This is a genomic window from Aeromonas sp. 600527, from assembly GCF_049175415.1.
Taxonomy (GTDB): Bacteria; Pseudomonadota; Gammaproteobacteria; order Enterobacterales; family Aeromonadaceae; genus Aeromonas; species Aeromonas veronii_A.
On sequence record NZ_JAAKVA010000005.1, the window covers coordinates 151,576 to 176,280 of the forward strand.

General features: G+C 57.5%; 13 protein-coding genes and 2 pseudogenes. 6 read left to right on the forward strand and 9 right to left on the reverse strand.

Going from position 1 to position 24,705, the window contains the following annotated elements; genetic code table 11:
• Positions 1 to 149 precede the first annotated feature (149 nt).
• The 5 genes from yjeM to G5154_RS09145 all read left to right on the forward strand — a co-directional run bounded on the left by yjeM (position 150) and on the right by G5154_RS09145 (position 7,071).
• On the forward strand, positions 150 to 1,616 hold the full coding sequence (yjeM, locus tag G5154_RS09125) for a glutamate/gamma-aminobutyrate family transporter YjeM (protein WP_279490100.1): 1,467 nt from the start codon (positions 150 to 152) through the stop codon (positions 1,614 to 1,616).
• Positions 1,617 to 1,875: 259 nt separating this feature from the next.
• Complete coding sequence (pbpG, locus tag G5154_RS09130; protein ID WP_005342802.1) at positions 1,876 to 2,787, forward strand: D-alanyl-D-alanine endopeptidase; 912 nt, start codon at positions 1,876 to 1,878, stop codon at positions 2,785 to 2,787.
• A 222-nt stretch (positions 2,788 to 3,009) separates the two neighbouring features.
• A complete protein-coding gene (locus G5154_RS09135) occupies positions 3,010 to 4,047 on the forward strand; it encodes an acyltransferase (protein WP_421263922.1) in 1,038 nt (345 codons plus the stop codon).
• 294 nt (positions 4,048 to 4,341) lie between these two features.
• A complete protein-coding gene (locus G5154_RS09140; protein ID WP_421250855.1) occupies positions 4,342 to 6,384 on the forward strand; it encodes a TonB-dependent receptor in 2,043 nt (680 codons plus the stop codon).
• 63 nt (positions 6,385 to 6,447) lie between these two features.
• The gene (locus G5154_RS09145) at positions 6,448 to 7,071 is read left to right on the forward strand and encodes a PepSY-associated TM helix domain-containing protein (protein WP_421250856.1); all 624 of its coding nucleotides are present in this window, start codon (positions 6,448 to 6,450) and stop codon (positions 7,069 to 7,071) included.
• Between the two features lie 677 nt (positions 7,072 to 7,748).
• On the opposite strand, the pseudogene G5154_RS09150 reads toward G5154_RS09145, so the two are convergent.
• A pseudogene (locus G5154_RS09150) lies at positions 7,749 to 7,924 on the reverse strand (DDE-type integrase/transposase/recombinase); the annotation flags it as partial.
• On the opposite strand from G5154_RS09150, the pseudogene G5154_RS09155 reads away from it, so the two are divergent.
• A pseudogene (locus G5154_RS09155) lies at positions 7,918 to 8,075 on the forward strand (IS5/IS1182 family transposase); the annotation flags it as partial. The pseudogenes G5154_RS09150 and G5154_RS09155 overlap by 7 nt on opposite strands.
• A gap of 66 nt (positions 8,076 to 8,141) precedes the next feature.
• Here the strand turns inward: G5154_RS09155 and G5154_RS09160 are convergent.
• The 8 genes from G5154_RS09160 to G5154_RS09195 all read right to left on the reverse strand — a co-directional run bounded on the left by G5154_RS09160 (position 8,142) and on the right by G5154_RS09195 (position 24,208).
• On the reverse strand, positions 8,142 to 13,799 hold the full coding sequence (locus G5154_RS09160) for a sacsin N-terminal ATP-binding-like domain-containing protein (RefSeq protein WP_265776145.1): 5,658 nt from the start codon (positions 13,797 to 13,799) through the stop codon (positions 8,142 to 8,144).
• A gap of 381 nt (positions 13,800 to 14,180) precedes the next feature.
• Positions 14,181 to 14,906: a tetratricopeptide repeat protein gene (locus tag G5154_RS09165; protein ID WP_168769950.1), complete on the reverse strand. Its 726-nt coding sequence runs from the start codon at positions 14,904 to 14,906 to the stop codon at positions 14,181 to 14,183.
• A 381-nt stretch (positions 14,907 to 15,287) separates the two neighbouring features.
• Positions 15,288 to 15,572 carry a hypothetical protein gene (locus G5154_RS09170; protein WP_110303973.1) on the reverse strand — a complete coding sequence of 95 codons (285 nt, stop codon included), beginning with the start codon at positions 15,570 to 15,572 and terminating at the stop codon, positions 15,288 to 15,290.
• Positions 15,569 to 18,742 (reverse strand): type I restriction endonuclease subunit R, encoded by a 3,174-nt coding sequence (locus tag G5154_RS09175; protein WP_265776144.1) that lies wholly within the window; start codon positions 18,740 to 18,742, stop codon positions 15,569 to 15,571. Before G5154_RS09175 ends, G5154_RS09170 begins: the two co-directional genes overlap by 4 nt.
• 41 nt (positions 18,743 to 18,783) lie before the next feature.
• Positions 18,784 to 19,260: a hypothetical protein gene (locus G5154_RS09180; RefSeq protein ID WP_421263923.1), complete on the reverse strand. Its 477-nt coding sequence runs from the start codon at positions 19,258 to 19,260 to the stop codon at positions 18,784 to 18,786.
• 312 nt (positions 19,261 to 19,572) lie between these two features.
• Positions 19,573 to 20,838 (reverse strand): PD-(D/E)XK nuclease family protein, encoded by a 1,266-nt coding sequence (locus tag G5154_RS09185; RefSeq protein ID WP_421263924.1) that lies wholly within the window; start codon positions 20,836 to 20,838, stop codon positions 19,573 to 19,575.
• Positions 20,835 to 22,235 carry a restriction endonuclease subunit S gene (locus G5154_RS09190; protein WP_421263925.1) on the reverse strand — a complete coding sequence of 467 codons (1,401 nt, stop codon included), beginning with the start codon at positions 22,233 to 22,235 and terminating at the stop codon, positions 20,835 to 20,837. The genes G5154_RS09185 and G5154_RS09190 overlap by 4 nt, the downstream gene beginning before the upstream one ends.
• Complete coding sequence (locus G5154_RS09195) at positions 22,232 to 24,208, reverse strand: type I restriction-modification system subunit M (protein WP_265776444.1); 1,977 nt, start codon at positions 24,206 to 24,208, stop codon at positions 22,232 to 22,234. The genes G5154_RS09190 and G5154_RS09195 overlap by 4 nt, the downstream gene beginning before the upstream one ends.
• Between the last annotated feature and the right edge of the window lie 497 nt (positions 24,209 to 24,705).

Below are 24,705 nucleotides of genomic sequence, written 5' to 3' on the forward strand. Positions count from 1 at the left end.
GCCTGACGGGTAAGCCAGCCCGGTCAGAGATGACCCGATCGCGCCCGCCACAGCAAGATGGCATGGCGCTACCGCGTTATTAATGGGTCCGGTTTCGTCTGTTTAATTTTTGATTATTTTAAATCCAGCACCATCAGGGAGTTTTTAATATGTCAGCAAAAAAGCTGAAATTGGGCGCCTTTATATTGATGATATTAACATCGGTATTTGGCGTCACTAATATCGGGATCGGTTTTTACCGAATGGGATATGCCGCCATTCCGATGTTCGTCATTGGCGGTCTGTTTTTCTTCATCCCGTTCATTTTGATGATGATCGAATTCGGCACCGGCTTTCGCAAAGAGGCGGGCGGCATCTTTACCTGGATGCGCCATTCGGTCTCGACCCGATTCGCCTTTATCGGTCTGACCATGTGGTTCGCTTCCTACGTCATCTGGATGTTTGGCAAGGCGCTCTCTATGTGGGTGCCCCTCTCCTTCATGCTGTTTGGCCGCGACATCACCGTCATCCCGGTCACCCTGGGTACCGGCATCGACTTCGGCCCCTTTATTCTGGGAGTGGTCGCCATCGCGCTGGTTGCCACCGTCACCAAGCTCATCACCCTGGGTAGCGCCCGCTTCGCCAAAGTGGCGGCCATCGGCGGTCTCTCCGTGGTGGCACTCAACGTGTTGCTGCTGGTCGGTGGCGTCTTCACCTTCGCAGTGAGCGGCATGACTCTGCAGGAACCCTTCACCCAGGCATCGCTGACGGCGTCTCCCAATGCCGCTTTCAACGACATCATCCCCTTCCTCGGCTTTATGGTGTTCGCCATCTTCGCCTACGGCGGGGTCGAGGCGATGGCCGGGGTGGCTGACGAGCTGGAAGATCCGGAGCGCGACCTCAAGCGCGGCATCTTCCTCTCCGGCGCCTTCATCGTGCTCTGCTACATCATCGGCTTTCTGGCGGTCGGCTCAATCATGCGCTGGAGCGACTTCCCGGCCGAGGGGATCACCTCTCTCTCCGCCCTCTTCATCATCATGCTGGAGCTGGGGCGCCATCTCGGTGGCGAGTGGCTGGGGCAGCTATTCATGCGCTTTGCTGGCCTTGGCATGTTCCTGAGCTATCTGGGTGCCTTTATCGCCCTCTCCTACGCGCCACTGCGCCAGTTCATCACCGGCACCCCGAGTTACTTCTGGCCGGAGCGTTTCCAACGCGAGAACGAGAATGGCGTGCGGATTGAAGCCCTCAAGGTGCAAGCCTGGGTGGTCTGTCTGTTCATTGCCGCCAAGTCCATCTTTACCCTGATCAACCCGGAAGGGGCCGCCGCCCTCTATGAGCTGATCATCACCATGACCAACGTCGGCATGACCCTGCCCTACATGTTCCTCATCTACGCCTGGTATCGCTATCGCAACAACCCGGCGCTGGGCAAGGACCTGATCTTCTTCAAGAGCGCGGGTTCCGTGCTGCTGGCTACCATCATCAGCCTGATCCTGGTCGCCTTCGGCAACGTCTTTACCGTGGTCGCCCCCTTTATCTCCGGCGATATCTCCACCGGCGTCTGGACCATCATTGGCCCGCTGCTGTTCGTGGTGATCGCCATGCGCTTCAAGATAAAGCAGGAAGATGCCCACTAAACGATAAGCAATGCTCCATGCCAATCGGGACCGTTCTGGTCCCGATTTTTTTAGCGCCGGCTTCCGCTCGCCATCACGGCCAGCCCATAGTTTCAATGCAAAAAAAGACTCCATGGAGACCTCTTTTACGCTCTCCTCGCCATCAGAGCGCGCTCAACGCCGTAAATTATCAATATCAAGGTGAGAATGATTGTGAAGCGCCAGTTCACGACATATAACTTAGCGAGATATCCCTGTATTTCGTCCGGTAGAGCTGATCATGATGATGCGTTCCCTCCTTCCCCTGTTGCTTGGCGCAGTAATGCTGCCGGCCACTATGGACAGTGCCCATGCCAACCCCTTTTCCGCCAGCAGCAAGAGCAGCAGCGGCTTTCTCGAGCGACGGGATGTGCCCAACCTCAGCTCGGCCGCTTTCGTGGTGGCCAACCACAGAACCGGCGAGGTGATCTCCGAGCGCAACGGCAACCGGGTCATGCCCATCGCCTCTCTCACCAAGCTGATGACGGCGCTGGTAGTGCTGGATGCCAACCTGCGCCTCAATGAAATGCTCACCGTGACCAATGCCGACATCGACCGCATCAAGGGAACCGGATCGCGCCTAGCCATTGGCTCGAAGCTCAGCCGCGCCGAAATGCTCCATATCGCCCTGATGTCCTCTGAAAACCGCGCAGCCTCGGCGCTGGCCCGCCACTATCCCGGCGGCCAGCGTGCCTTTGTCGAGGCGATGAACGCCAAAGCCCGCATGCTGGGGATGTGGAATACCCACTACGCCGACAGCACCGGGCTCAACCCGCGCAATGTCTCCACCGCGCAGGATCTGGCCAAGCTCGCCGCAGCAGCAGCCTCCTATCCGCTAATCCGCCAGTACTCCACCGACGAGCAGAGCTATGTGCGTACCAACAAGCGCCAGCTGCACTACCTCAACTCCAACCGGCTGATCCGCGAGGGGCAGTGGGAGTTCACCCTCTCCAAGACCGGCTATATCCGCGAAGCGGGCCGCTGTCTGGTGCTGGGCACCAAGGTCAATCACGAACCGGTGATCATGGTGCTGCTCAATGCCGAGACCACCAACGATCGGGTCGCCGATGCCAAACGGATCAAAACCTGGCTGGAGAGCTCGGGCAGAACCACCCTTGCCGCCAACCAGAGCAGCATGCTGACTCACCAGTAAGCTCGAGATCCCCAACCAAGCGAGGCGCCCGCCTCGCTTTTTTATCTACATGAGCGCGCCCAAAAAATGGGATCCAGTTCCCGCTACAGGTAACACCTTCCGCCATCCCGTTACAAAACTTAACTACTCAACAGCGTGAATCACACTAATAGAATCAATTGGTTGTAACCTGGCAGCGAGAATTTTAGCGTGCCATCACAACCCCTGTAACGACGAGCCACCATGCGCATTTCCAGTATCGAGTGCGGGCGGGTACTGACCATTCTGGCCGTGATGACCATTCATGTATCCCCTTTCGACAACCCCTTCAATCCCGCCCTGTGGGGAGGCGAATCCTGGCTCTGGCTAAGCGGCACCATCAACCAGTTATGCGGCTTTGCCGTGCCGCTATTTTTCCTCTGTGCCGGTTATTTTCTGCAGCCGAGACTGAGTCGCGAGGCGCCGCTGACCGTGACCTGGCGCTACTGCCGCCCCTTGCTGCAGCTCTGGCTGGTGTGGAGTCTGGTCTACCTGCTGGTGCCGTTCAATCCGCTGGATGCCGTGCAGCAAGGCTATCTGGCCTCCCTGCGCGGGCAGTGGCAATTCCAGCTCGGCGACCCCCTCAATGGCTGGCTGGTGGGCGGCATGATCCACCTCTGGTTCCTGCCAGCCCTGGTCATGGCGGTGGCCCTGCTGGCACTCTGCTACCGGCTTGGCAGACCATCGCTCGCCCTCTGGCTGGGTCTTGGCCTCTACCTGCTGGCGCTGCTGGGGGGCTCCTATGCCAAGCCGCTGCTGGGCGCCGAGTGGCCACTGCTCACCCGTAACGGCCCCTTCTTCTCCCTGGTGTTTGTGGCGCTCGGGGCCCTGCTGCGCCAGCTTCAGTGGCAACCGGATGCCCGCACCGGCTGGCAATTGCTGCTGGCGGGCGTGGCGCTCTATGGCTGTGAAGCCTGGGTGCTGCAGCACTTTGCCGCGGTACCGCTTACCCGCCACGACTTCCTGCTCGGTTCCCTTCCCTGGGCCCTCGGCCTGTTTGGCCTGCTGCTGGCCAACCCCGAGTGGGGCAAAGGCAGCTGGCTTGAACGTCAGGCCCCCAAAGTGCTCGGGATCTACTGCCTGCACATGATGCTGGTGCTCTGGCTCTTCGTGTTTGGCCCGCAGGGCGCATCCATCCCGTGGGAGATTGCCAAGGTGCCGCTGCTGCTGGGAGCATCTCTGCTGGCCTATCGCCTGCTGGCGGCCCAGCCCCTCACCCGCCGACTACTGCGCACCAACTGAGTCCGATATCCGGCCCGTCCTATCGGGCCGGATGCCTCTTCACGTTTTGTCCCTTTCTCTTCCGCTACGCCCTTTTTCCCTCGCTTCGTTCGCGCGGTTTGCTGCAATGGCTCTGCTTTTCAGCCGAGCTCCCCCCGACCGCACAACCCGCCTCCAATACCCCTATCCATTTTCACCTTGCCAGACAAATGAAAATCAATATCATTGGCATCCCGCTTAAGCGGGTCAGGCTAATTATAATTAAATCAATATGTTCGAGCCGTCAGGTCGACATACAAAGAGTCAATATTGAATATGCAGCACCCTCACTTTCGCAGAACCCTGGTCTCGCTGGCACTGCTGGGCACCGGCTTCACAGCCCAGGCCGCCGATGAAACCATGACAGTGGTTGGCAAACGCTCCCAGCATCAGGAAGTTGCCACCGCTACCCGTACCAATACACCAGCCAAGCTGGTTCCCCAGACCATCGACAGCGTCAAGGCCAGCGAGCTGACCGCCTTCGGCCAACCGACGCTGAGTGAAGCCCTGAGCGGCATCCCCGGTGTCAACGCCAGCGGTGACACCCGCTTCGACGGGGTCAATATCCGCGGCTTCAGCGCCAGCAACGACTTCTATCTCGACGGATTCCGCGACGACATGCAGTACACCCGGGATCTCGGCAACATCGAGCGGGTGGAAGTGCTCAAGGGCCCGGCCGCCGTGCTCTACGGCCGCGGCAGCACGGGGGGCATCGTCAACCGGGTCAGCAAGAAGCCGCAGAAAGGGCAGGAGTCCAGCGTCACCGCCCGGGTCGGCAGCTTTGACAGTCAGCGACTGGCCGCCGACCTCAATGGCGAGGCGAGTGAGCAGGTGCAACTGCGCCTCAACATGGCGCAAGAGGACAAAGATAGCTTCCGCAACGGCGTGAAGAGCAAACGCACCCTGCTGGCTCCCTCCGCCAACTGGGAGATCAGCGACAACCTCAACTGGCTGGTGCAGTACGAGCGCAACGAACATGACCGCACCCCGGATCGCGGCATTCCCGGGGTCAATGGCCGACCGGCCGATGTGCCGCGGGAGTATGTTTACAGCGATACCAGCCGTGACTTCATCGATGACGTGGCGCAATCCACCCGTTCCCGCCTCTCCTGGGATATCAACGATCAGTGGCAACTGCGCCAGCAGCTCGGTTACTCCACCCTCGACAGCCAGTTCGACAACACCTATGTCACCAGCGTCAAGGGGGATCAGGTGACCCGCTCCCGCTGGCAGCAGGATCTGAAAGCAAAGAACCTGATCAGCAATACCGAGGCCGAAGGTCTGTTCCAGACCGGCCCGGTGGAACATCGCCTGCTGGCCGGCTTCGAGCAGAACTGGCAGGAGCGCACACCCAAGCTCTACCAGAACGCCACCGCCATCCCGTCCGGCAACCTCTACGACCCGGGCTCACTGCCTACCTACAATGGCGCCATGAAGCTCTCCAGCGACGCCAAACACAAGGTGCGCGGCAATGGCCTCTATCTGCAGGATCAGCTCAGCCTGGGTGACTGGCATCTGGTTGGCGGGCTGCGCCGTGACGACTTCACCGTCACCAGTCGCCGCTACGACCTCAACAAGGAGGAGAGCGTCTCGGTCAACAGCCTGAGCCCGCGCCTCGGTCTGGTGTGGAATCCCCTCGAGGATCACGCCTTCTATACCTCCTACAGCAAGACCTTCACCCCGGTGGGCGGCGAGCTGATCGGCATCACCCCGGGCGACAAGAACAACGGGCTGGAACCCCAGCACACCCGCCTCTACGAAGGTGGCGTGAAGAGTGACTGGCTGAACGGCAAGCTGGCGACCACCCTCTCCCTCTATCGACTGGAGATGTACAACAAGCGCACCAAGGATCCGCTGGATCCCACCAAGGTGATCCTCACCGGCCTGCAGCGCACCGAGGGTGTCGAGCTGAGCGCGCGCGCCGAGCTGACCGAAGAGATCTACCTGCGTGGCGGCTTCGCCATTCAGGATGCGGAGCAGGTCAAGGCGGATGCGGATCTGCAGGGCAAGCGCCCGATGAACGTCTCCCGCCAGAATGGCCAGTTCTATCTCGGCTACAAGAGTGGCGAGCAGGGCTGGTTCGGCGAAACCGGCGTAACGGCGGTGGGCGATCGCTTCGCCGACAACGCCAACACCACCACACTGCCCGGTTACGCTCGCTTCGATGCGCGCGCCGGTTATCGCTGGCAGCAGTGGGAAGCCGAGCTGAGCGCCGAAAACCTGACCGATCACGAGTACTTTGTCAGCGCCACCAGTGCCACCCAGATCATGCCGGGTACGCCCCGTCAGCTGAGTCTGACCGGTACCTACCGCTTCTGATCTCTGTGACAACCACCCCGACTGGCCAGCCCCTGCTGGCCAGTTTTTTATGAAGCAACCACGATGAAACACAGAAGAGTTCCCCTTCACAACAACAAATGGGTACGCCGCCTCCATGCCTGGGCCGGTTTTTTTACCCTAGCCCTGATACTGATGTACGGCATCACCGGTCTCTGGCTGCAACACCGTGCAGTGTTGCCCATCCCCGGCCCCCACACCGACAAATCGAGTGAAGAGATAGTGCTCGAGGCGCCACTCGCCAGCCCGGAGCAGCTGAAAAGCCTGCTGCAACAGCGCTATCCCGATACCTTTGCCGACGGGCGAACCATGATCACCCCGGCCCAGACTCTGCCCACCCCGAACGGCCTGCTCATCCTGCCCGCCAAGTGGGAAATGCGCGGCGTCACCCTCAGCCAGAGCGTGGCTGCCAGCTATGTTGAGGGTACCCTGCTGGTACGTACCGACCTGCAACTGGCCAACTTTGCCGCCAGCCTCAACCGGCTGCACCGCGGCATGGGCACCGGCCTCGGCTGGCAGCTGTTTGGCGACCTCGCCGCCCTGGCTCTGCTGCTGCTCGCCCTCACCAGCCTGTTTATGTGGACCAAGCTGCACGGTACCCCCAGAGCCATCATAGCGCTGACGCTCGCAGGTACCCTCGGTACCCTGCTGTTTGCCCTGCTGGGATAGCGCGCGACCATGCTACTGCGTAGCAAGGAAATGAAAGAAAACCGCAATAGAAACAGACCGCTGGCGGTGATGCCGTCAGCGGCTATATCAAGGAAAGGAAATAACGGAGAGCGGCAAAAGAGAAGGGATACCAAGAGGTAACGGGAAGTATTGCCAGCTCAACAGTAACGCTCCAATGCGCAGGAACGCCAAAAAACAAAAGGCCATCATTGCTGATGGCCTTTTGTCATGAATTTGATGGTGCCCGGGGTCGGACTCGAACCGACACGGTTATTCACCGGCGGATTTTGAATCCCGAAACTGCGGTTTCACAAGGATAGTACGACTCGTAAAGCCTTGAATCAAGAGGGTTTGAGTTATCTCCGGTTTGCTGTGGGTTAGGCTGGTTTGCACACATTGCACATTATTACCCACCAAAATCACACACACACGACTAGGGGTACCTGTCATATATGGCTGGCTGGGAAGGGCAGCCACACGGTTGGCCGGTTAGAACGGGGGCTCATTGACCCCCTCGCGTTTACGTTACTCTTCGTCCTCATCGGAACGTTCGTCATATCCCCGACTCTGCCAATAGGCATCATTTTCAGGGTCTAACTGACGAGAACGGTTATCGCCATCATCTTTTTTGGACATCACAGGCTCCATGTCATTACGGTCAGCCAAACCATAGTAATGCTCTGCTGCGGGTTTCCCGGTTGGATATAGCCCAGCGTGATCCCTGTTGTTGTACCCACTTTTTCAGCTCGTCGCTGATGTATTCCGGGCCATTGTCACAGCGTATAACCCCCGGTTTGCCGCGCCAGGCTATCACTTGTTCCAATGCCCGCTTTACCCAGCCTGCGGGTGCAGATAGCCAAACGCAGTGAGCTGCACAGTTTCAAGGTGATGCCGCCTAGTTGGAAAAGAACAGGCGGTTGTGGAAGAACTGCGAGCGCAAAATCAAAACCAGCTTGCAGTTCATCCACTCGGCCTTTCTGGTTCTCCTGCTCAGGAGGTCGTAAACAGGTTCTTATAGATGCCCGTGTGGCGCTGCACTGATTTAACCCCCCACAACGGCCGAGTAGGGTCTAGCACAGCTCAAATCTGTACCGAACAGATCCGCTTCGCACGACGCGAAATTGGTCGCGCGTCTTGGTGCCGACTGGGTTGGGCAGGGTCATCACCATCCAGTGGGTCGGGTCGAATACAAACGGTACGTACAGGATGCGATACCTGCGCTTTCGGTCTTCTCTTGCACTGCCAGCAACCTCAAGCTCTCGTGCCGACAACTCGAACTCGCCGCCAATGTCGAGCGCCGATTTGACCTCGTATAGGTATTCGTGGCGCGCGGTCACGACCCGGAAGTCGTAGCCCAAGGAGTCGTCGCCTGCCGGGCCGGTGCAGAACTTTTCACGATTTGACGAGACCCAGCACTCGTCAGACATCTCCTTGGGATGGAGCCGGAAGAGCAGCTTCCACACCAGCCACTCACTCGCCATGCCCATCGACGTGCGGGTTGCGTCGGACAGTTGGTTACGCCAGGTTCCGCCCTTACCCCCACCGCCTCCGCTGGATCCCAGCCACGGTTTGCCTGCTTCCTCCTGCTGAAGCAGGCGAGCGACACGGACGCGACTGCGGGTGAACCACTCGTTGCTTTGAGCGATGGCCGCGTCCGCGAGGTTTTCGAACTCCTGGATGAACCTAGGGCTTCCGGTATCCAGCGAGCGTCCAGCAAAAAGGATGCTACGGCGCGTCACCTCAGCCTTCAGGCTGAGTTCGCGAGCCTCCTGCTCCTCCTGCTTCAAGTCCTCCGCCGTCAGGCCTAGGTCATGCAGGGCCTCGGTGGTTGGCATGTTCGCTGGCCACCAGCCGGCGCGACGCAGCAGCGCCGGCAAGGCACCTGGCGCGATCACCTCGAAGTCCAACAGGCCTGCCTGGTCCAGCTTGCGCACGAGCTGCTGGGCATCGGCCGCACCCGCGTTGGTCGATTGCTGGGCACCGTTCTTCCTGCACCAGGCGCATATCAGGTTCGTCAGGTCCGCGTGGCGCGCCGTCACGAGCTTCCGGTTGGCTGCTACAACGGCCTCCAAGGCCTCAAGCTCGACGGTGGGGTCGTCGGCCCCGACCCTTGCCTCCACCGCCAGATCCGCGTAGGCGACGACGCGGGCTTGATCGAGCTGCTCCAACTGCAGCAGCCACTGCGGATCAAATTGGATGAATTCAAGCGTTCGCAGGATCACGTACTCGTCGAGCGGCGCAGCGGCCCGCCAAGCGGGCAAAAAGGCTCGCCTCAGCCGAGCGCGTATCAAGGGGGCCAACTCGGCGAGGTACGTGCTGAAGAGGCGGCGGAAGTCCGTCTCGTCGTTCATCGGCGGGTAGCCGAGCTCGGCGAGTGTACGGCCGAAGGCGGCGAAGTCCAGGTTAAGCCGCAGACAGATTGCCCTCTGGTCGTCGGTCTCGGCGACGACCTCGAGCAGCTGGTAGACCAACTCTGCCTGGAGCTCACCCACAAGCCAGGCGCGAAGCTGCAGGGCGGGGCCGAGCTGGGCATGCCTCTCGCGAAGCCGCTCCGCGGCCTTCATGTCCTTGAGGAAGGCCACGACCGGCAGCACCGCGTCGACGCGGCGCTGCACGCCGCCCTTCGTCGCGGCGAAGTGCTCGCGCACGACGCTGACGTCTCTGCCAATGGCCCTGGCCAGCATGTCCTCGGACGGCCCCGCCGCACAGCCGCAGTAGCCATCTCGCTGCAACCTTCCCAGCAGAAGCTCGAGCGTGTTGCGCCGCGACCCGAGCAGCTTGGTGAGCGCCTGCGACGCTTCGAGCAGTAGCGGCAGGTCGATGAGACCATCAGTCCTCACGAGCAGCGTCGGGGTGCGGGCGTGTTGTACGGCGTGCACCCGCTCCCTGCCGCGCACCGGTATCTCGAGTCCCGAGATGGTGAGGGCAAATTCTCCACAGTACCTGACGCGTATCGCGCGAAGCCGGCGGTCGAGCTCGTCAGAGGGCAGCGTCCGCGTCTCCAGAGGGTCGCCAAGGTGCTCGTGCGCGAGGACGGCAACGTCGCTCAGCCAGGACAGCTCGCCGGCCACCAGCGGGGGGGCGCCGGGCGACGCCTCGAACGGGGCGCCGTCGACGACCAGCTGCACTTCGCCGGAGTCCGTTAGCCGCGGAGAAAAGCGGCCGGTGGCCTTGAGCAGTTCGCAGATCAGAGGGGCCTCGGTCCCCCCAACGTCGAGCACCGCCTCGCCTGCGTCGTTCAGGGAGCGCGCGGCGAAGGCCTGAGGCTCGCTCGTTACGTAGATGACTGGCGGGTCTTGCTCGCGTCCCTGCAGAAGTTCGAGGCTTCCCGCCCGCTCCACTACCAGTTGAAGCGAAGCGGGCAGCGTACTGCGACTCTCCACGACGTCGGCCCATGCGCGGCGGACTTGGTCGCGCAGGTCGCGCCTTTCCGCGGCCGAAAGATCCGGGAGCACAGCAGCGAGCGACGCCAACCGGCCGGGCGCACTAGACTGATCAGACCAGTCACGAAGACCGATCTTGGGGTCGAAGAGGATCGAGGGCAGCTCCTCGCGGGCGCCGGGCTCGGACTTGAACCGCGCCACGAAGCGCGGGGGATGCTGACGGGCCACCGTTGTGGACCAGCTGTCGCAAGGTCGTGCAAAGACGACTTCGTCAGAGCGGGCACTCGCTAGCCACCGGCCATGTTGTAGAAAGACGTACAAGGGCGTCGGAAGAATGACGGACTGATGCCCACGCCAAGTCCGGATGTCGAACTTGAAGTGCCTCTGTTCATGGGTTCTCAGATAGGCGACCAGTAGGTTCGAAAGCGCCTCCTTTGCGGAGTTCGGGAGGTGATCATGCTCGAGCTGGCCCGGCACTCTCCACGCCTCGTCGTGCATGATGTACTCGGTCTGCGGGTAGTGCAGCTTGTGCACAGAGGCGTACTTGGTCCAGGTCTCATCGAACCCTAGCTTGGGGTTGCCCACGCGGAGGAACGAGTTCCAGTAGCCGTTCGGCGTGCCCGCATGACGCAAGGTGGCAGCTACGGGTTCCAGTCCGTCCGGGACTCTGAGAATCTGCAAGAAGCGAATCCAGTCCTCGCGCCTATCGTCGGCACGTGCGCGCGGCCAGTTGGAGAAGGCGATCAGGAGTCGGTTGCGCTGCTCCTTACAGTCCAGGGAAACCGGTGCGGCCTCGTCGAGATACTGCTCGAGCGTTCGTCCGAGGGCGCTCCACGACGAGGACATTAGGGCGTCTTCGGCGCGCATCCAGCCGCCTAAGCACGGCACGCACAGATCGGCCTGACGAAGCGCGGTCTCGACTGACTTGTCGCCCGTGGCGAGCCAGACACGAAAGGCCCACGTAAGGGCTTCCTGCCGCTGGTTGTCCGTTCCGGACTCCAGCGCCCCCTTGAGGGCCGCAAGTGCCTCGACGGGGTCGTAGTGTCGAAGGAGGCGCGCCTTCTCGAACTTGTTGATGACGTCTTCGGGGACCTCGACATGCTGGTTCAGAAACCGGAACTTGCGCGCAATGGCCGAAGGAGGGTTGGGAGGTCCCTGGGTGCGCCTGCCGCGCGTGCCCATCATCCGCGCAAACACGGGCGGTGCGTCGTCCAGGCCGTTCGCAGTTGCAACGAGAAGCTTGTTGTTGTCGCCGAGTAGCACCTTCTTGCCCGCCAACGCGGCCAGGTCGATCTTCGACGCGACGAAGATTGAGAGCACGTCTTGGTAGAAGTCGCGCCAGGCCGATGCGACGGCCTTTTTCTTCTTCGACGAAAGATACTCCGCCGTCGCCTCGACCCACTCGCACAGCCGTTCCACGTGGAGTTCGAGCGGCATGGACACGGCGGATGCGAGCGCCCTGATCCGGGACAGCTGAGCATCGGATACGCTGGCAAGGATATGGGCATTGGCGATCGACTCGAGCCGCGACGGTGTCATCTGCCTGGTCCGGACGTCCGGCCATGCGTAGAGCTTTCTCAGTGACGCCCACTTGACGCCTGCGCTAGACGTAGCGGGCCAAATCGCGGCGTCTGTGATCGGCCGTCCGAGCGCCTTAAATGCTTCGACGATCGTCACCATCCTCGGACCCGACCAGGCGGCCATGTCGACAACAGCACTTGGCGGCACAGCTAAGCCCTCATCGACGATCGCAAGACAAGCCTTCGCCGCAGTGTCGGCCGCGGCTTCGATTAGCAGCTTGTTCAGCGGTAGGTCGGGCTTGATGGTGCGCCGGTCGATGTCCGCAAAGAACGGCGCGTCGATGTGGCCGGCCATCGGCGAGACTGCGTGGTCGTCCATCGGAAGAAAGTTGTACAGGCGCGGCAAGACTGCCTTATCCAGGCACACGGCGATCGAAACGACAGCGTCGCCCTTCCAGGTAAGCCAGCGCTTAAGTGGCGGCGCCGCCGGAATGCTCTTCGCGACTGCCTCGAGCACGGCGTCCTTATGTAGCGTCTGCCTGACAACGAGAAATGCGCTTCCGTCGCTCAGTGTGACGCGTTGCATTCGAATGCTCGACATTGGGTCCCGCAAGAGCGGTTCAACCGCGCGGGACAGCGTCGCCTTTTCGACCTCGACCCCGGCTCGAACGATCGAGACCTCCAGCGACGCGAGGCGATCGAGAAAGAGCTGGACTGGCGCGGCCGCGTTGGTCAGCGCGGCCACCTGCTTCTCTGCCAGTTCGACCTCGCGCGACGAAGCCAGTGGCAGGCAGACGACCGTCGCGTACCCCAGCGAGGCGAGGCGGCGCACGTCGTCCGACTGCTCAGTAACGGCGACGGGGACGAGGTAGCGTGGAATGTCGGCAGCGACCTTAGCGGCCACCTCCGGAGAAGCACCAATCTCCTCCAAGAGCTCTGCGATCTCTTCGGTTGATGCGAACCGGAAGCAGTAGCCGTTGAACATGGGAGCCGGTATTTGCGCGCCAGCGGAAAAGATGTGGACGTCGTTGGTGAGCGCCTCGACGCTTCTAAAGCCGAGGCCCTTGTTTCCGATCCCTTCGCCGATTTCCTTATCGCTCGTTCCGATGTTGCGGATCGCCTCGAAGTTCGAGTCGGAGAAGGGGCGCCCCTTGTTGGCAACGAGCAGTAAGCCCGTGTCGTCGTTGGCGACCACCAAGTGAATGGCAACCTCGCCTTTCTCGCCGACGGCGTGCGCGTCATGGGCGTTCTGAAGCAGCTCGAAAAGGACGCGGTCGCCGTACTGCGTACCGATGATCTCGTTCAGGCTCCTCAGGCTCTCGTACACCTTCAGGCCACGCCGCTGCCCGTCTAAAGCGTGCTCAAGCTGCGAGCGAGTGACGCTATCGATGAGCGCCGCGGCAGGTGTGAGCCTGCTCATCGTGTCGGCGAAGTCCTCATCGTCGTCCTCGACTTCCTCAACACCGACATAGCTGTCCGGGGCCAGCACATGGCCGTGCTCGACAATTTCGCTAAGCGGCACACTGCGGCAGAAGCCCGGCATATCCTCGTAAGCCAGCGCGGTCTCGCCGTCGGCTTTCCAAGCGAGGAGGGTATCGGCAACCGTATCCCCTTCCAACACCTTCAGCACGGCATCACCCCGGCCACATCCCTTGCGCAGTTGCCCTTGCGCCAGCAGTTCATCGCGGGCTGCTTGAAAGGCGGGCTCAGTCAAATCGCTGATTTGGCTTTGCAGCGCGGCATACAGGGCCTGATTGCCGATGCTACTGCCATCCTCGGGAATGGCGGCCAGTAGGGCCTGGCAGAGGGCGGGGTGATCAACCATGCAATTCTCCGGTGTTACCCTTGGCATTGAGCAAGGGGCCATCAAAATGGGCAGTAAACATCCGACAAGCAGCCAAGGCCGCACAGGGTACGAGCGGCACGAGGAAGTGGCAACAAGGTGTGACGATGGATGCACATCATCGGAAAAAGCCAGCCTGTCAGTGAGATAGCAGGCAGTTTATACAAATGGGTCTATGACAACTATGACCGAGGCACCAAATTGGCTTGATTGTCGTGGCGCAGTGAATTTGGCCACCATCAGTTGGGGCGGCATTGGATCACTTCAGCGAGGGCTGTATCAGATCGCTTTTGTAAAGTGGACTGCGCCCGCCCCAATAGACGATCCTGCCTTAAAGTTGGACTGCCCCGCCCCATCCAATGATTACTGCTGCGAGCGGTATTTTTCAAAATACTGGCCGGCCAACGTTTGTGCTTCGCTCAATGCTGTTGGAGTCAACATAGAAGCTGTTAAGTCACGGGTCTTGACCGCGTCAGAATCACCATTGGCGGCAGCTACCGAACTCCAGACGTAAGCCAACTTGTAATCCTGCGCCACCCCTTGTCCATTAGCGTACATTATGCCGAGGTTGGCCTGCGAGGTAACATCCCCTTGCTCTGCTGCCTTGCGCCACCATACCACGGCCCGATCATAGTTCTGGGCCACCCCTTGCCCCCCCTTGTAGAACATCCAGCCAAGGCTGGCTTGCGCGGTGGCATCTCCTTCTTTGGCTGCTTTGGCTATCTTGCCTGCTTGGGTTGTCTTGGTTGCTTGGGCTGTCTTGGCCTCCTGCTCAGCGTGCATGGCTTCGATTTCACCTGCGCTAGGTATGTATTCATCAGCGTAAGCATCTTGATGCCTTCTTTTATAGGATTCCGTGTCACACCATGGCTCAAACCAAGATTTACCTGCGTAATACTTCGCCCATTTCTTCTCACAACTCTCAGCATGGAGAGTTGTTGAGATAAGCAGTGATGAAATCAGCAATACCCAAATTGTTTTATTCATCAACCACCCAATTAAATTGTAATTTCTTGCATGGTATCGCATTAGAGTGGCGTATTTATTTGAAGAGAACATGATTTTTTGGATTAAAACAGTGCCTAGCACGACTTGGCATCCTGCTTGACCGACTCCAAAATAATGCGAAACTCGTCCTGAAAATGCGCAGCGCATAACGCCTTTTAAGTTCAATCCCCCCCCCCACACATCACAACCGCAGGCGCCGAAGCACTCCTGCCACTGCGACATTTATGAGTCGAACAAGGGGCTATATGAGCAAGAGCTCATACCCCTGCTCCTCAACCTCTTGATAAAACCATGACTGTAGAGCATGAATTTCATCATTCGTTCGTTCTGCAGGCACCCGAGCAAGAAGATAGGCCATCCAGAGATCTTCAACCGAGGGTTTAGAGCTCCATTCCTTGGTCTGAACCACTAAAGAACCGATATCATGGATTCGGTTTGGTAGGCAAAAGCCATCTTGTCCCTTCACTCTCTCACCTCTTTGAGTGGCAACAGCCAACCTTCTTCCTTCAGCTGATCCGCCTGTCCGTTTACATCAACGACGCTTCCATCAGCCCCTACCACTCGGTTGGTCCATGTAGCATGACAAGCATCTGCTGCCACGGCAGCCTTGAGCATGGAGGCAATAGCTTGAGTACCATGGTCATGGCCATAAAAATGCCGCGAGAGCACCTTATAGCTGGTCACGCTGCCTGCTGGCACCACCACCTTGAGGTGGGCCAACAGGTCTTTCCAGTTCACGCTACTCATAGCTTCCCTTGCAATGGCTTACCAAATCCCTTGAACAGCAGGTCCAGGATCAAACCCTGGATGATATTGGCCGCCTCGGGTCGAGAGAGGTAGTCCAGCGACATGCCGTTCTGGATATCCATCCGCTCGATCACGGCCGCATCAACCGCCTTGGGATAGTCACCCAGCATGATGGCGTCGCGGTGGTTATTTCGCACCTGATCCATCAAGGGCTGGTTTTCCGCAATCTTGCTGGCCATCCCCTGTAGCCAATCCAGCTTGTCCCCATCGGTCACCTCTGTGCCGAACAGATCGTTCAACTGCTCCAGGATGTGAGAGAGGAAGTCTTTCTTCTCCTCTTTTGCTTTAGCACTGCCAAGCGCCGAAATGCCCTGCAAGCCATTGCCACTTGCATCAGCTTTGAGCTTGAGATCCTGAGTTCGCTTGGCCTTGAGGTTGTAATGGCTAAGCAACACTTGGGAGAGGTCAATCTCGTCCTCCTCCAGCACCTCCTGACGCAACATCGGCAGCAGGTGGCGGGCGAACACGCAGAGCCGTTCCAATGATTCGTCATCAAAGGCGGTGATCTGGGAGACAAACTCATAGAACCGCACATAGCTATTGAGATCTTTCTTGAAGAGATCGAGCTCGCCCCGGGCTTCGGTCGCTTCTTTGACCCGCCGTTCGGCATTTACCTTATCAGTCGCAGACCCGCCTTCCCGCTCGATGCGTTTGAGCATCTGGCGACACTCCCTCACAGCTTCACTGGCCAGCTTGTAACGTTTGGTGAACCGTTCGACAGCCGGTTTGATATAACCGGGCAAGGCTTCGGCCCCACGCTTGGGATCGAAATAGGCATCGCTAAACGCCTCCACCTCGCTCCAGGTAAAGATGCCCGTCGCTTTCAGCTTATGGAACAGGTCATAGACCAGATTGGGATCGGAGACGGTATCGAGGGTAGCTGTCTCAAAATATTTTTGGAACTCCTCCAGCACATCCTGCGGATCATTCACAAAATCGAGCACAAAGGTGCTCTCCTTGCCGGGATAGGTGCGGTTGAGGCGAGAAAGGGTCTGGATGCAATCCACTCCTGTCAGCTTCTTGTCCACATACATGGCACACAGCTTGGGCTGATCGAAACCGGTCTGAAACTTGTTGGCCACCAGCATCACCTGATAGTCCTGGGTATCGAATGCCTTACGCATGTCCCGCCCATTAAGCTCGGGGTTCATGTTCCGCTCGTTAAAGCTCTGCCCTTCCTCTTCGATGTCGCCAGAGAACGCCACCATGGCACGAATAGCACCATAGCCCTGCTCTGTTACATACTTGTCGAACGCCAGCTTGTAGCGAACCGCCTCCAGCCGACTCGACGTCACAACCATCGCCTTGGCCTGCCCTCCAAGGAGATTGGCCACGTTGGTGCGGAAATGCTCAACGATGATCGCCACTTTCTGGCCGATATTGTGCGGGTGTAGCCGCACCCACTTGGATAGCCTGATGCGAGCCTTCTTGGCATCCACTTCCTTATCTGCCTCCTCTGCCTTCATGGCGAGTTTGTAGGCAAGCGAATAGTTGGTGTAGTTCTTCAGCACGTCGAGGATAAAACCCTCCTCGATCGCCTGACGCATGGAGTAAACATGAAATGGCTTGGGCTTGTTATCCGGGCCAAGCGGCATCGCCGGGTTCGCTGGGCGGCCAAACAGCTCCAGCGTTTTACCCTTCGGGGTTGCCGTAAAGGCGAAATAGCTGATGTTCTGGCTGCCGCCACGAGCGGCCAGCGTCATGTTCATCACATCTTCGCCACTGAGTTCCTCTTCCCCATCCAGCTGCTCGGCCATCAAGACTTCACGCAACTGACGCGCCGTGCTGCCGGTCTGGCTTGAATGAGCCTCATCGGCAACCACCGCAAAGCGAGAGCCTTTCAGCGTGGTCGACTCCTGAATAGCCTTGAGTACGTGCGGGAAGGTTTGAATGGTGACGATGATGATGGGCGTGCCGCTGGCCAGTGCATCGGTCAGCTGTGCTGACTTGGAGCCATCTCCCTCTTCACGGTTGATGCGGCTCACCACCCCATCAGCATGGTCAAACTGGGCGATAGTCTCTTGCAACTGACTGTCGAGCACCGTTCTATCGGTAATCACAATCACCGAATTGAACAGCTTCTCCCCTTTATCCAGGTATAGCGAGGCCAGCTGATGAGTCAGCCAGGCAATCGAGTTGGATTTGCCAGACCCTGCCGAGTGCTGGATCAGGTACTTCTGACCAGCCCCCTCTTGCCCCACCGTGGCCAACAAATTCTGAACCACTTTCCACTGGTGATAGCGAGGGAAGATCATCGTCTCTTTCTTCTTCTGCCGCCCCAGCTCATCCTCTTCTACCTTGACCTCAAGGTGCAGATAGCGGCTCAGTATCCGCAGGAAGTTATCCGGTTGCAGGATCTCTTGCCACAGATAACCGGTAGCAATGCCCTCCTCACCATTCACTGGCAAGGGCTGATCATTGCCCGCCCCCCCCTCACGGGTGCCCTGATTGAATGGCAGGAAGAAAGTCGAGTCGCCCGCCAGCTTGGTGGTCATCGCCACCTCGAACTGATTCACTGCAAAGTGCACCAGCGCCCCGCGGCGAAAACTCAGCAGTGGTTCATCGCGCCCATTGGTCTTGGGCAAGCGATCTTCCCGATACTGCTTCTTGGCATTCTCCAGCGACTGCTTGAAGCAAGATTTGAGCTCCAGTGTCGCCACCGGGATGCCATTCAAAAAGAGGGTCAGATCGATACGGCCATCATAGCCATGGGGGCTATAGACCAACTCGGGCACCACCCGCAGCCGGTTGGCCTGATAACGAGCCAGCAACTCGGGATTCAAGTCATGATCCGGCTTGAAGCTGGCCACCTTGAGCCGATGGCCGCGATCTTCAATCTGGTTACGCAGCAACCACAGGGTTCCCCCTTCACTGCGTTTCAACTGACGCACCGCACCATCCAGCAGGTGGCGTTCCGGCTTCTCGCCGTAGGTCTTGCAGAATTTCTGCCACCCATCAGGCTGGCTCTCTTGCACAAAGGCGATCAAGTCTTCCGGATAGAGTGCTCGCTCTTTGTCGTAGTGAGACGACTCACCCACCAGCCAACCCGAAGCTGTCAGCTGCTCGATAATATGGTCTTGAAACGCCTTTTCCCGTGCTTTGTTATCCATTGTTATTCCAGTCATAAATAAAGATGGTCAACCAATATCGCTTACTCGTTCCTTCCCCAAGCGTCATATTCCATGTTTGACAAACCATAAGTGCCGTGCCGAATTTTGGCTTGTGGTTTACCAAATCGGCCGATCTCTTCAGGTGCAGCGGTACGTGCGAAATAGGCTGCAATATCGGGATCGTGACAGGTATTTGGTAACTTCACGCCTGATGCACCCACAGGTCTTTTCGGGCAGCGTTGTTCCAGATGCAGTTTGTATTTCTTTTTACCAACGCTGACTTTGCAGTAAGGACAGATACATTGGCCCGGTGCAGCCTGAAACAACGAAGGGGCAGCCCCCTCTTTCTGACTTTGGGTTGCGATAGAGGGATGCATCTTTTTGATATGTTTGTTGAGGTTCTTTTTGCCGACCTCAGTGTTGCAGTGCGGGCAAAGCATTCGGTCATTCGCAATAGGTGCCAAACTCTTGCTTTTTCTCGCTGCTGCTTTCGCCTTTTGGCTCTTTTCGCACTCCATTAGATGCTGCACTAACTGAGCGGGGTCTACCGGTCTTTGGCAAAACTTACACTTTTTTGGAACAAACGCAGCAGAGCTAATGCTGGGCTTCATCGGCCCTAATCGGGGGGCAAACGTCCGCGGCTCACGAGTGGTGAGTGGTATTGGTTCGCTATGACTGGGAGAAAGCTCTCGACGAGCGGCTTTCCAATTGTGTTTGGTCACCAAGTGGACAAACAGCTCATCCTCACGAACTACCTGTTGGCATTGATTGCAAACCAGCTCCCGTATCATCGCATCCCTCTCTACTCAACTAATCAACTTGTATGCCCATCACGGCAACGTCTCAATCGCCTTGTCCATGGTCACTTTCAGCAAGGGCCAGTCGTGTGACCAGAAGTGCTGTAGCTTCTTGTCGATCTGTTTTTTGCACGCTTCTTCGTCAGGCTCATCGACAGTGTGTTTTTTATCGAGCAGACGCAGTGAGTAGACTTGGCTCCATTGCGGGCTTTGCCGCAGTTTTCGCGTCGACAAAGCGGCGACCTTACTCTGTTCAACACAGCCAAACAGATGGTCACGCAACGCAGTATCACTGCTTGGGCCAATCAGCAGTTTCAGCTCCAGCTTGTCGGTATTGCTCTGGATTTCAAACAGCACAACGCGGCCACTTTTGGTCCAGTTTGAAGAACGCATCCCCTTCCCGTCATCCCACGGCAAATGGGCGTAGCGAACCATGGTTCTTGTCTCACTATCGAGCTCCCAACCGTGTTGCTCTGCGACAAGAGCGATAACATCTTTCGCCCAATCCCGACGCTCGGTTCGGCCATCACCATAAGCAGGTCTGTGCTCAAAAATCAGATCAAGGGCTTTCTGGTGCTTTTTGTAAATGCGGCGGCAGAGCTCCGCAATCTCGGTATCTTCCATAAAATATCGCTTGAATAGGGTGATGTAGTGCTCGATGCCGATACGAGCTGATGGCGGGATCTGGTGGCCATAATCGGTGACCAGTTCACTCAGACATTCGATGACCAGGGCATAGCTCAGGTTTAACCAGCCGTCGCGACTGGCCTCGCTGCCGTCGAGGGTCAAGAAGACAAAGACCTTGCGGTGCTCGGGGTAGCGGCGATGTACGGCCTGCTCATACCGTTCCAGCTGATTGCCGTGCTCACCGGCATCAATCTTGTTCTCGATAACAAAGACCTGACGGTTTTGCTCGCTCACCAGCAGCAGATCGATACGATCTTGCTCGCGAAATACCTGCAGGTCGTCGTAATCGCAGAGATCGATATCAAGCAGGGAAACATCGCCACTTCGCCGATCCGGCAAGTCATAGAGCAACCTTGAAAGCAGCGACTCAAAGAAGCGCGAGCCCAAACCATGGGGCTCGCGGGGATTAAAGAGGGTGCCGAGAAAATGGGAGTGGCGGATCTCCTGACGCACCATCCCCATCGCTTCAAACAGGTTGAACTCGGAGACCATGCCCCCCAGCTTATCGAGCTCCTTACTATCGAAGATCAGCTCGGTCAGCCAGCGATACTGCTCGTCATTGCTGGCTGGTGCGATAGCGTCAGTCGCCTCGGTTGGCGGCATTGAACTCATACAGCTGCCTCTTCTGCTGGCTGTGTCCAGCCACGCAGATCGATCTTGCCGGTGACAGCGGCGGAAATCAGGGCTGTGCGACGCTCTTGGAGTAATTCTATTTGCAGGGCAGCTTGACTCTCTATACCAGATAATTTTGCTATTTTTTCATCCAAGTAGCGCATTATTTCCACTCGTTCATTTTTCGGAGGTAGAACCAGTGGGGTTTCCTTTACATTACTTGAGGATATCGAGGCCAAATTTGTACTCTGCTTTGATACGGAATAAAAGTAGTACTTTGCATAACTTGAGCTAGTTAACCAGCTAAGCCACTCCGGTTCGATATTATTAACACGTATTGCGAAAACATGGTTCTGATGTATACAGGGTATGATCTGCCCTGGCCATACAGCCCCTCTGCCCAACTTATCGTTATCCCCACCTTCATTCATTAAAACGTCGCCAGCCCTCAGTGAGTATCGTACAAGCTCATGCGGTTCAATTTCTATCTCATGAACATTGTCCAAGTTCAAATATCCATCTTGAACATTTGCGACACGTAACATCGGAACAGTAATCGTGTCCTTACCCGAAAGGTCCTTTCCTTTAGGGATACCAGAGTGAATCTCAGCAGTGTGTTTAAGTCTCCTAACAACCCAATGTGCTGGCACTTGGCCAAGCCACTCGACACCGGAATCTATCATAGGGGCATTGGGGTTCAGGCCCTTGGTGACGGCGTGGGAAATCACAGCCTGCCGCTTCTCTTTGAGCAGTTCGATCAGTCGCAGCTGCTGGGTAATCAACCGATCAATCCGAGCCGTTTCGTAGTCGAGAAATTGATTAATCGCCTTTAATTCATCATTGGGTGGTAGCGGGTATCGAGCATTGGCTAGCAACTCATGCTCAATACTTTCAACAGTCGCCCCTTGCTTACACCACTCCAGTAAAAGCTGAGACTCTAGCCCCTGAATATAATAAAGGAAGAAGCAGGCCTTATCTTTCGATTTAAACCGAAGAGCTTTCATATCCTGATTCAATGTTACCGGAACAGTATTGATCGCAACAGGAATTGTTCTTTGCAATATTCCAGAACGAACAACCATCAACAAGGCACCCTCAGGCACCAGCTTGGTTGATGATTCTGCGACCGCAACTGCAGTTATCTTATCTATTGAATCAGTGACGATCTGAGATTTCATATCCTTTGGTGAAATCCACGGAATATTCCCTCCCCAATAAGCAAGATTATCCTTCGTTGGCGTTCCCCCACCAGAGAATACGCATTCATGCTTCAATGTAGCTAATTTCCAATGCACTGGAATGCGACCCAACCACTCAATTCCAGAATCATCATATTCCGGATAGGGCTGATACTTTTCCACCAGCCCTTGCTGAGATGTTGCTACTGCCTCGCTCATGAATGCACCTCCGCCAGCAGTTGCATAATCTCCTTGGCTACCGCGTCCAGATCAGCGTCGATAGCTGCCAGCTCGCGAGGCGGCTGGTACTGGTAGAAGTGGCGGTTAAAGGGGATCTCGTAGCCAACGATGCCTACCTGACCATCGAGCGGGTCGGTTTTGCTGGAGTCTATCCAAGCATCCGGCACATGGGGCAGCACTTCACGCTGCAGATATTCGTAAATGTCTTCCCCCAGCGGCACATTTTCGTTATCCCGCAGATCCGGGTTGGCTTCAGGCTCGCCTTTGCTTTTACACACTTCTGCGGCTTCATCCTGCTCAGCTAGATGGCTCACCAGCAGCTTAAAGGCCGGGGCAGGCAGCTTGACCTCACCCAGCAGCTTGGTCAGCTGCTTTTTGAATTTGTCGCGAGAGAGCAGTTTGACCTCAGAGAACTGGCCCAGGGCAGTCAGGATGGCGGACTGCAAAGTGCCATCGAGCTTGGCCCACCCTTTATCGGCAGTGAGGCTGGCAAGGCGCTCGGCATCCTGCGGGTAGAATGCCAGTTTCAGCGGCCGCTCGATGGTCAGGCGGCGATAGCCAAAGGCCGTGGTAGGGAAGATTTTGGCGATCGGGCTCTCTTCGTAGCGGCTATAGAGGCTGACGATCTCGCTTAACGCCTCATCGCTCAGCTGTTTGCGCTTGGACCCCAGCGATTTACGCATCGGGCTGTGCATATCGCTGGCGTTGATCAGCAGCACCTTGCCCTTACGCTCGGCCGGTTTGTGGTTGGAGAGCACCCAGATATAGGTGGCAATGCCAGTGTTGTAGAACATATCGGTGGGCAGGGCCACCAGCGCATCCAGCAGGTCGTGCTCGAGGATATAACGACGGATCTCGCTCTCGCCACTGCCTGCCCCACCGGTAAAGAGCGGTGAGCCGTTGAGGATAATCCCGATCTTGGAACCCGTACACTCGGCCGTGGGTTGCTGCATCTTGGCGATAAGGTGCATCAGGAACAGTAAGGAGCCGTCAGATACCCTTGGCAAGCCTGGGCCAAAGCGGCCGTTAAAGCCCAGCTTGGTCGCTTCATCCCGCACCTGTTTTTCGACCTTTTTCCAGTCCACCCCGAATGGCGGGTTAGAGAGGCAGTAATCAAAGGTCTTGAAGGGCAGCTGGTCATCAGAGAGGGTATTGCCCAGCTTGATGTTACTTATCTCCTGCCCCTTGATCAGCATGTCAGCCTTACAAATGGCGTAGGACTCGGGGTTGAGCTCCTGACCGAAGGTGGCCAGCCGTGCGGCGGGATTCAGCTCGTGCAGATACTCCATGCCGCAAGAGAGAAAGCCACCAGTCCCCGCGGTGGGGTCATAGATGGAACGCACAATGCCCGGCTTGCCGAGAGCCTCGTCATCACCGGCAAACACCAGGGAGGTGGTGAGCCGCACGATATCGCGAGGGGTAAAGTGCTCACCGGCTGTCTCGTTGGAGCTTTCCGCAAAACGGCGGATCAGCTCTTCAAACACCAGACCCATGTGGTAGTTGTCTACCGCTTCCGGGGAGAGATCCACGTTGGCAAAGGAGCGAACCACCTTGTAGAGCAGGTCGGCATCTTCCAGCAGGTTGATGCTGGCATCGAAGTTGAAGTGCTCGAAGATCTCACGAGCATCCTTGGAGAAAGCCCGCACGTAGGCATCCAGGTTATCACCCACATGGGTTTCACCCAGCTTGGCCAGTTCCAGCGGAGAGCTGTTGTAGAAGGCGTGGCCGCTGGCATTAAGCAGCAGCTTCTCTTTGGCCAGCTCCGGCATAGCCTTGGTGGTATCTACCATGGCCAGCACCTGGGCCTTGCTAGGAGCCAGCACACACTCAAGACGACGCAGTACGGTAAAAGGCAGGATGATGCGGCCATACTGGGACTGTTTGAAATCACCGCGAAGCAGATCGGCAACCGACCAGATCAGGCTAGCTAGGGAAGAGATATTGGTGGTCATTGGGATTCTCAAAACATGGGGAACTGCCGAGGCATATTCAGGACCAAACGGAAATGCGGGCAGTTTACCACAGGGGGCATGGTGTTTTCGTGAGCTAGGCAGTTTGATGAACCAATACCTCCCTTGCTCCCTCACCGCCATCAATCCTCAGCTTTCGATACAGCGAAACTCAAGGGCGCTATGCAAATGATCACTCGTAACAGGACAAAGGGTTTTTCATTTTTCGGGGGCGGTCGAAGAGGTGTGTGCGATCCCCCCTACCAGCAATCCCTTGCCAGGACTGGGCTTGCGATGAATCAGGAGACTGGTGACTACAAAAAACGATCCTGGCTAGCCAGAAAAGGGATCGCCGATAGTAGAGAAAAAGGATCGTTATGCAAAACGATTGCTTTTAATAAAACTCCTTATTTTACTGTTAGTTACTACGATATTTGCCGAGAGTAAGCGATCCTGTTTTTGCACTAGAGCCGTACAGTCAAAAGCGATCGTTTTACCAC

Bases quoted from the DNA above. Each gene is read 5' to 3' on its own strand.
- G5154_RS09140 (WP_421250855.1), top strand. From the start codon at position 4,342: ATGCAGCACCCTCACTTTCGCAGAACCCTGGTCTCGCTGGCACTGCTG.
- pbpG (WP_005342802.1), top strand. From the start codon at position 1,876: ATGATGATGCGTTCCCTCCTTCCCCTGTTGCTTGGCGCAGTAATGCTG.
- yjeM (WP_279490100.1), top strand. From the start codon at position 150: ATGTCAGCAAAAAAGCTGAAATTGGGCGCCTTTATATTGATGATATTA.
- G5154_RS09135 (WP_421263922.1), top strand. From the start codon at position 3,010: ATGCGCATTTCCAGTATCGAGTGCGGGCGGGTACTGACCATTCTGGCC.
- G5154_RS09195 (WP_265776444.1), bottom strand. From the start codon at position 24,208: ATGACCACCAATATCTCTTCCCTAGCTAGCCTGATCTGGTCGGTTGCC.
- G5154_RS09145 (WP_421250856.1), top strand. From the start codon at position 6,448: ATGAAACACAGAAGAGTTCCCCTTCACAACAACAAATGGGTACGCCGC.
- G5154_RS09180 (WP_421263923.1), bottom strand. From the start codon at position 19,260: ATGGAGTGCGAAAAGAGCCAAAAGGCGAAAGCAGCAGCGAGAAAAAGC.
- G5154_RS09185 (WP_421263924.1), bottom strand. From the start codon at position 20,838: ATGAGTTCAATGCCGCCAACCGAGGCGACTGACGCTATCGCACCAGCC.
- G5154_RS09175 (WP_265776144.1), bottom strand. From the start codon at position 18,742: ATGGATAACAAAGCACGGGAAAAGGCGTTTCAAGACCATATTATCGAG.
- G5154_RS09160 (WP_265776145.1), bottom strand. From the start codon at position 13,799: ATGGTTGATCACCCCGCCCTCTGCCAGGCCCTACTGGCCGCCATTCCC.
- G5154_RS09170 (WP_110303973.1), bottom strand. From the start codon at position 15,572: ATGAGTAGCGTGAACTGGAAAGACCTGTTGGCCCACCTCAAGGTGGTG.
- G5154_RS09190 (WP_421263925.1), bottom strand. From the start codon at position 22,235: ATGAGCGAGGCAGTAGCAACATCTCAGCAAGGGCTGGTGGAAAAGTAT.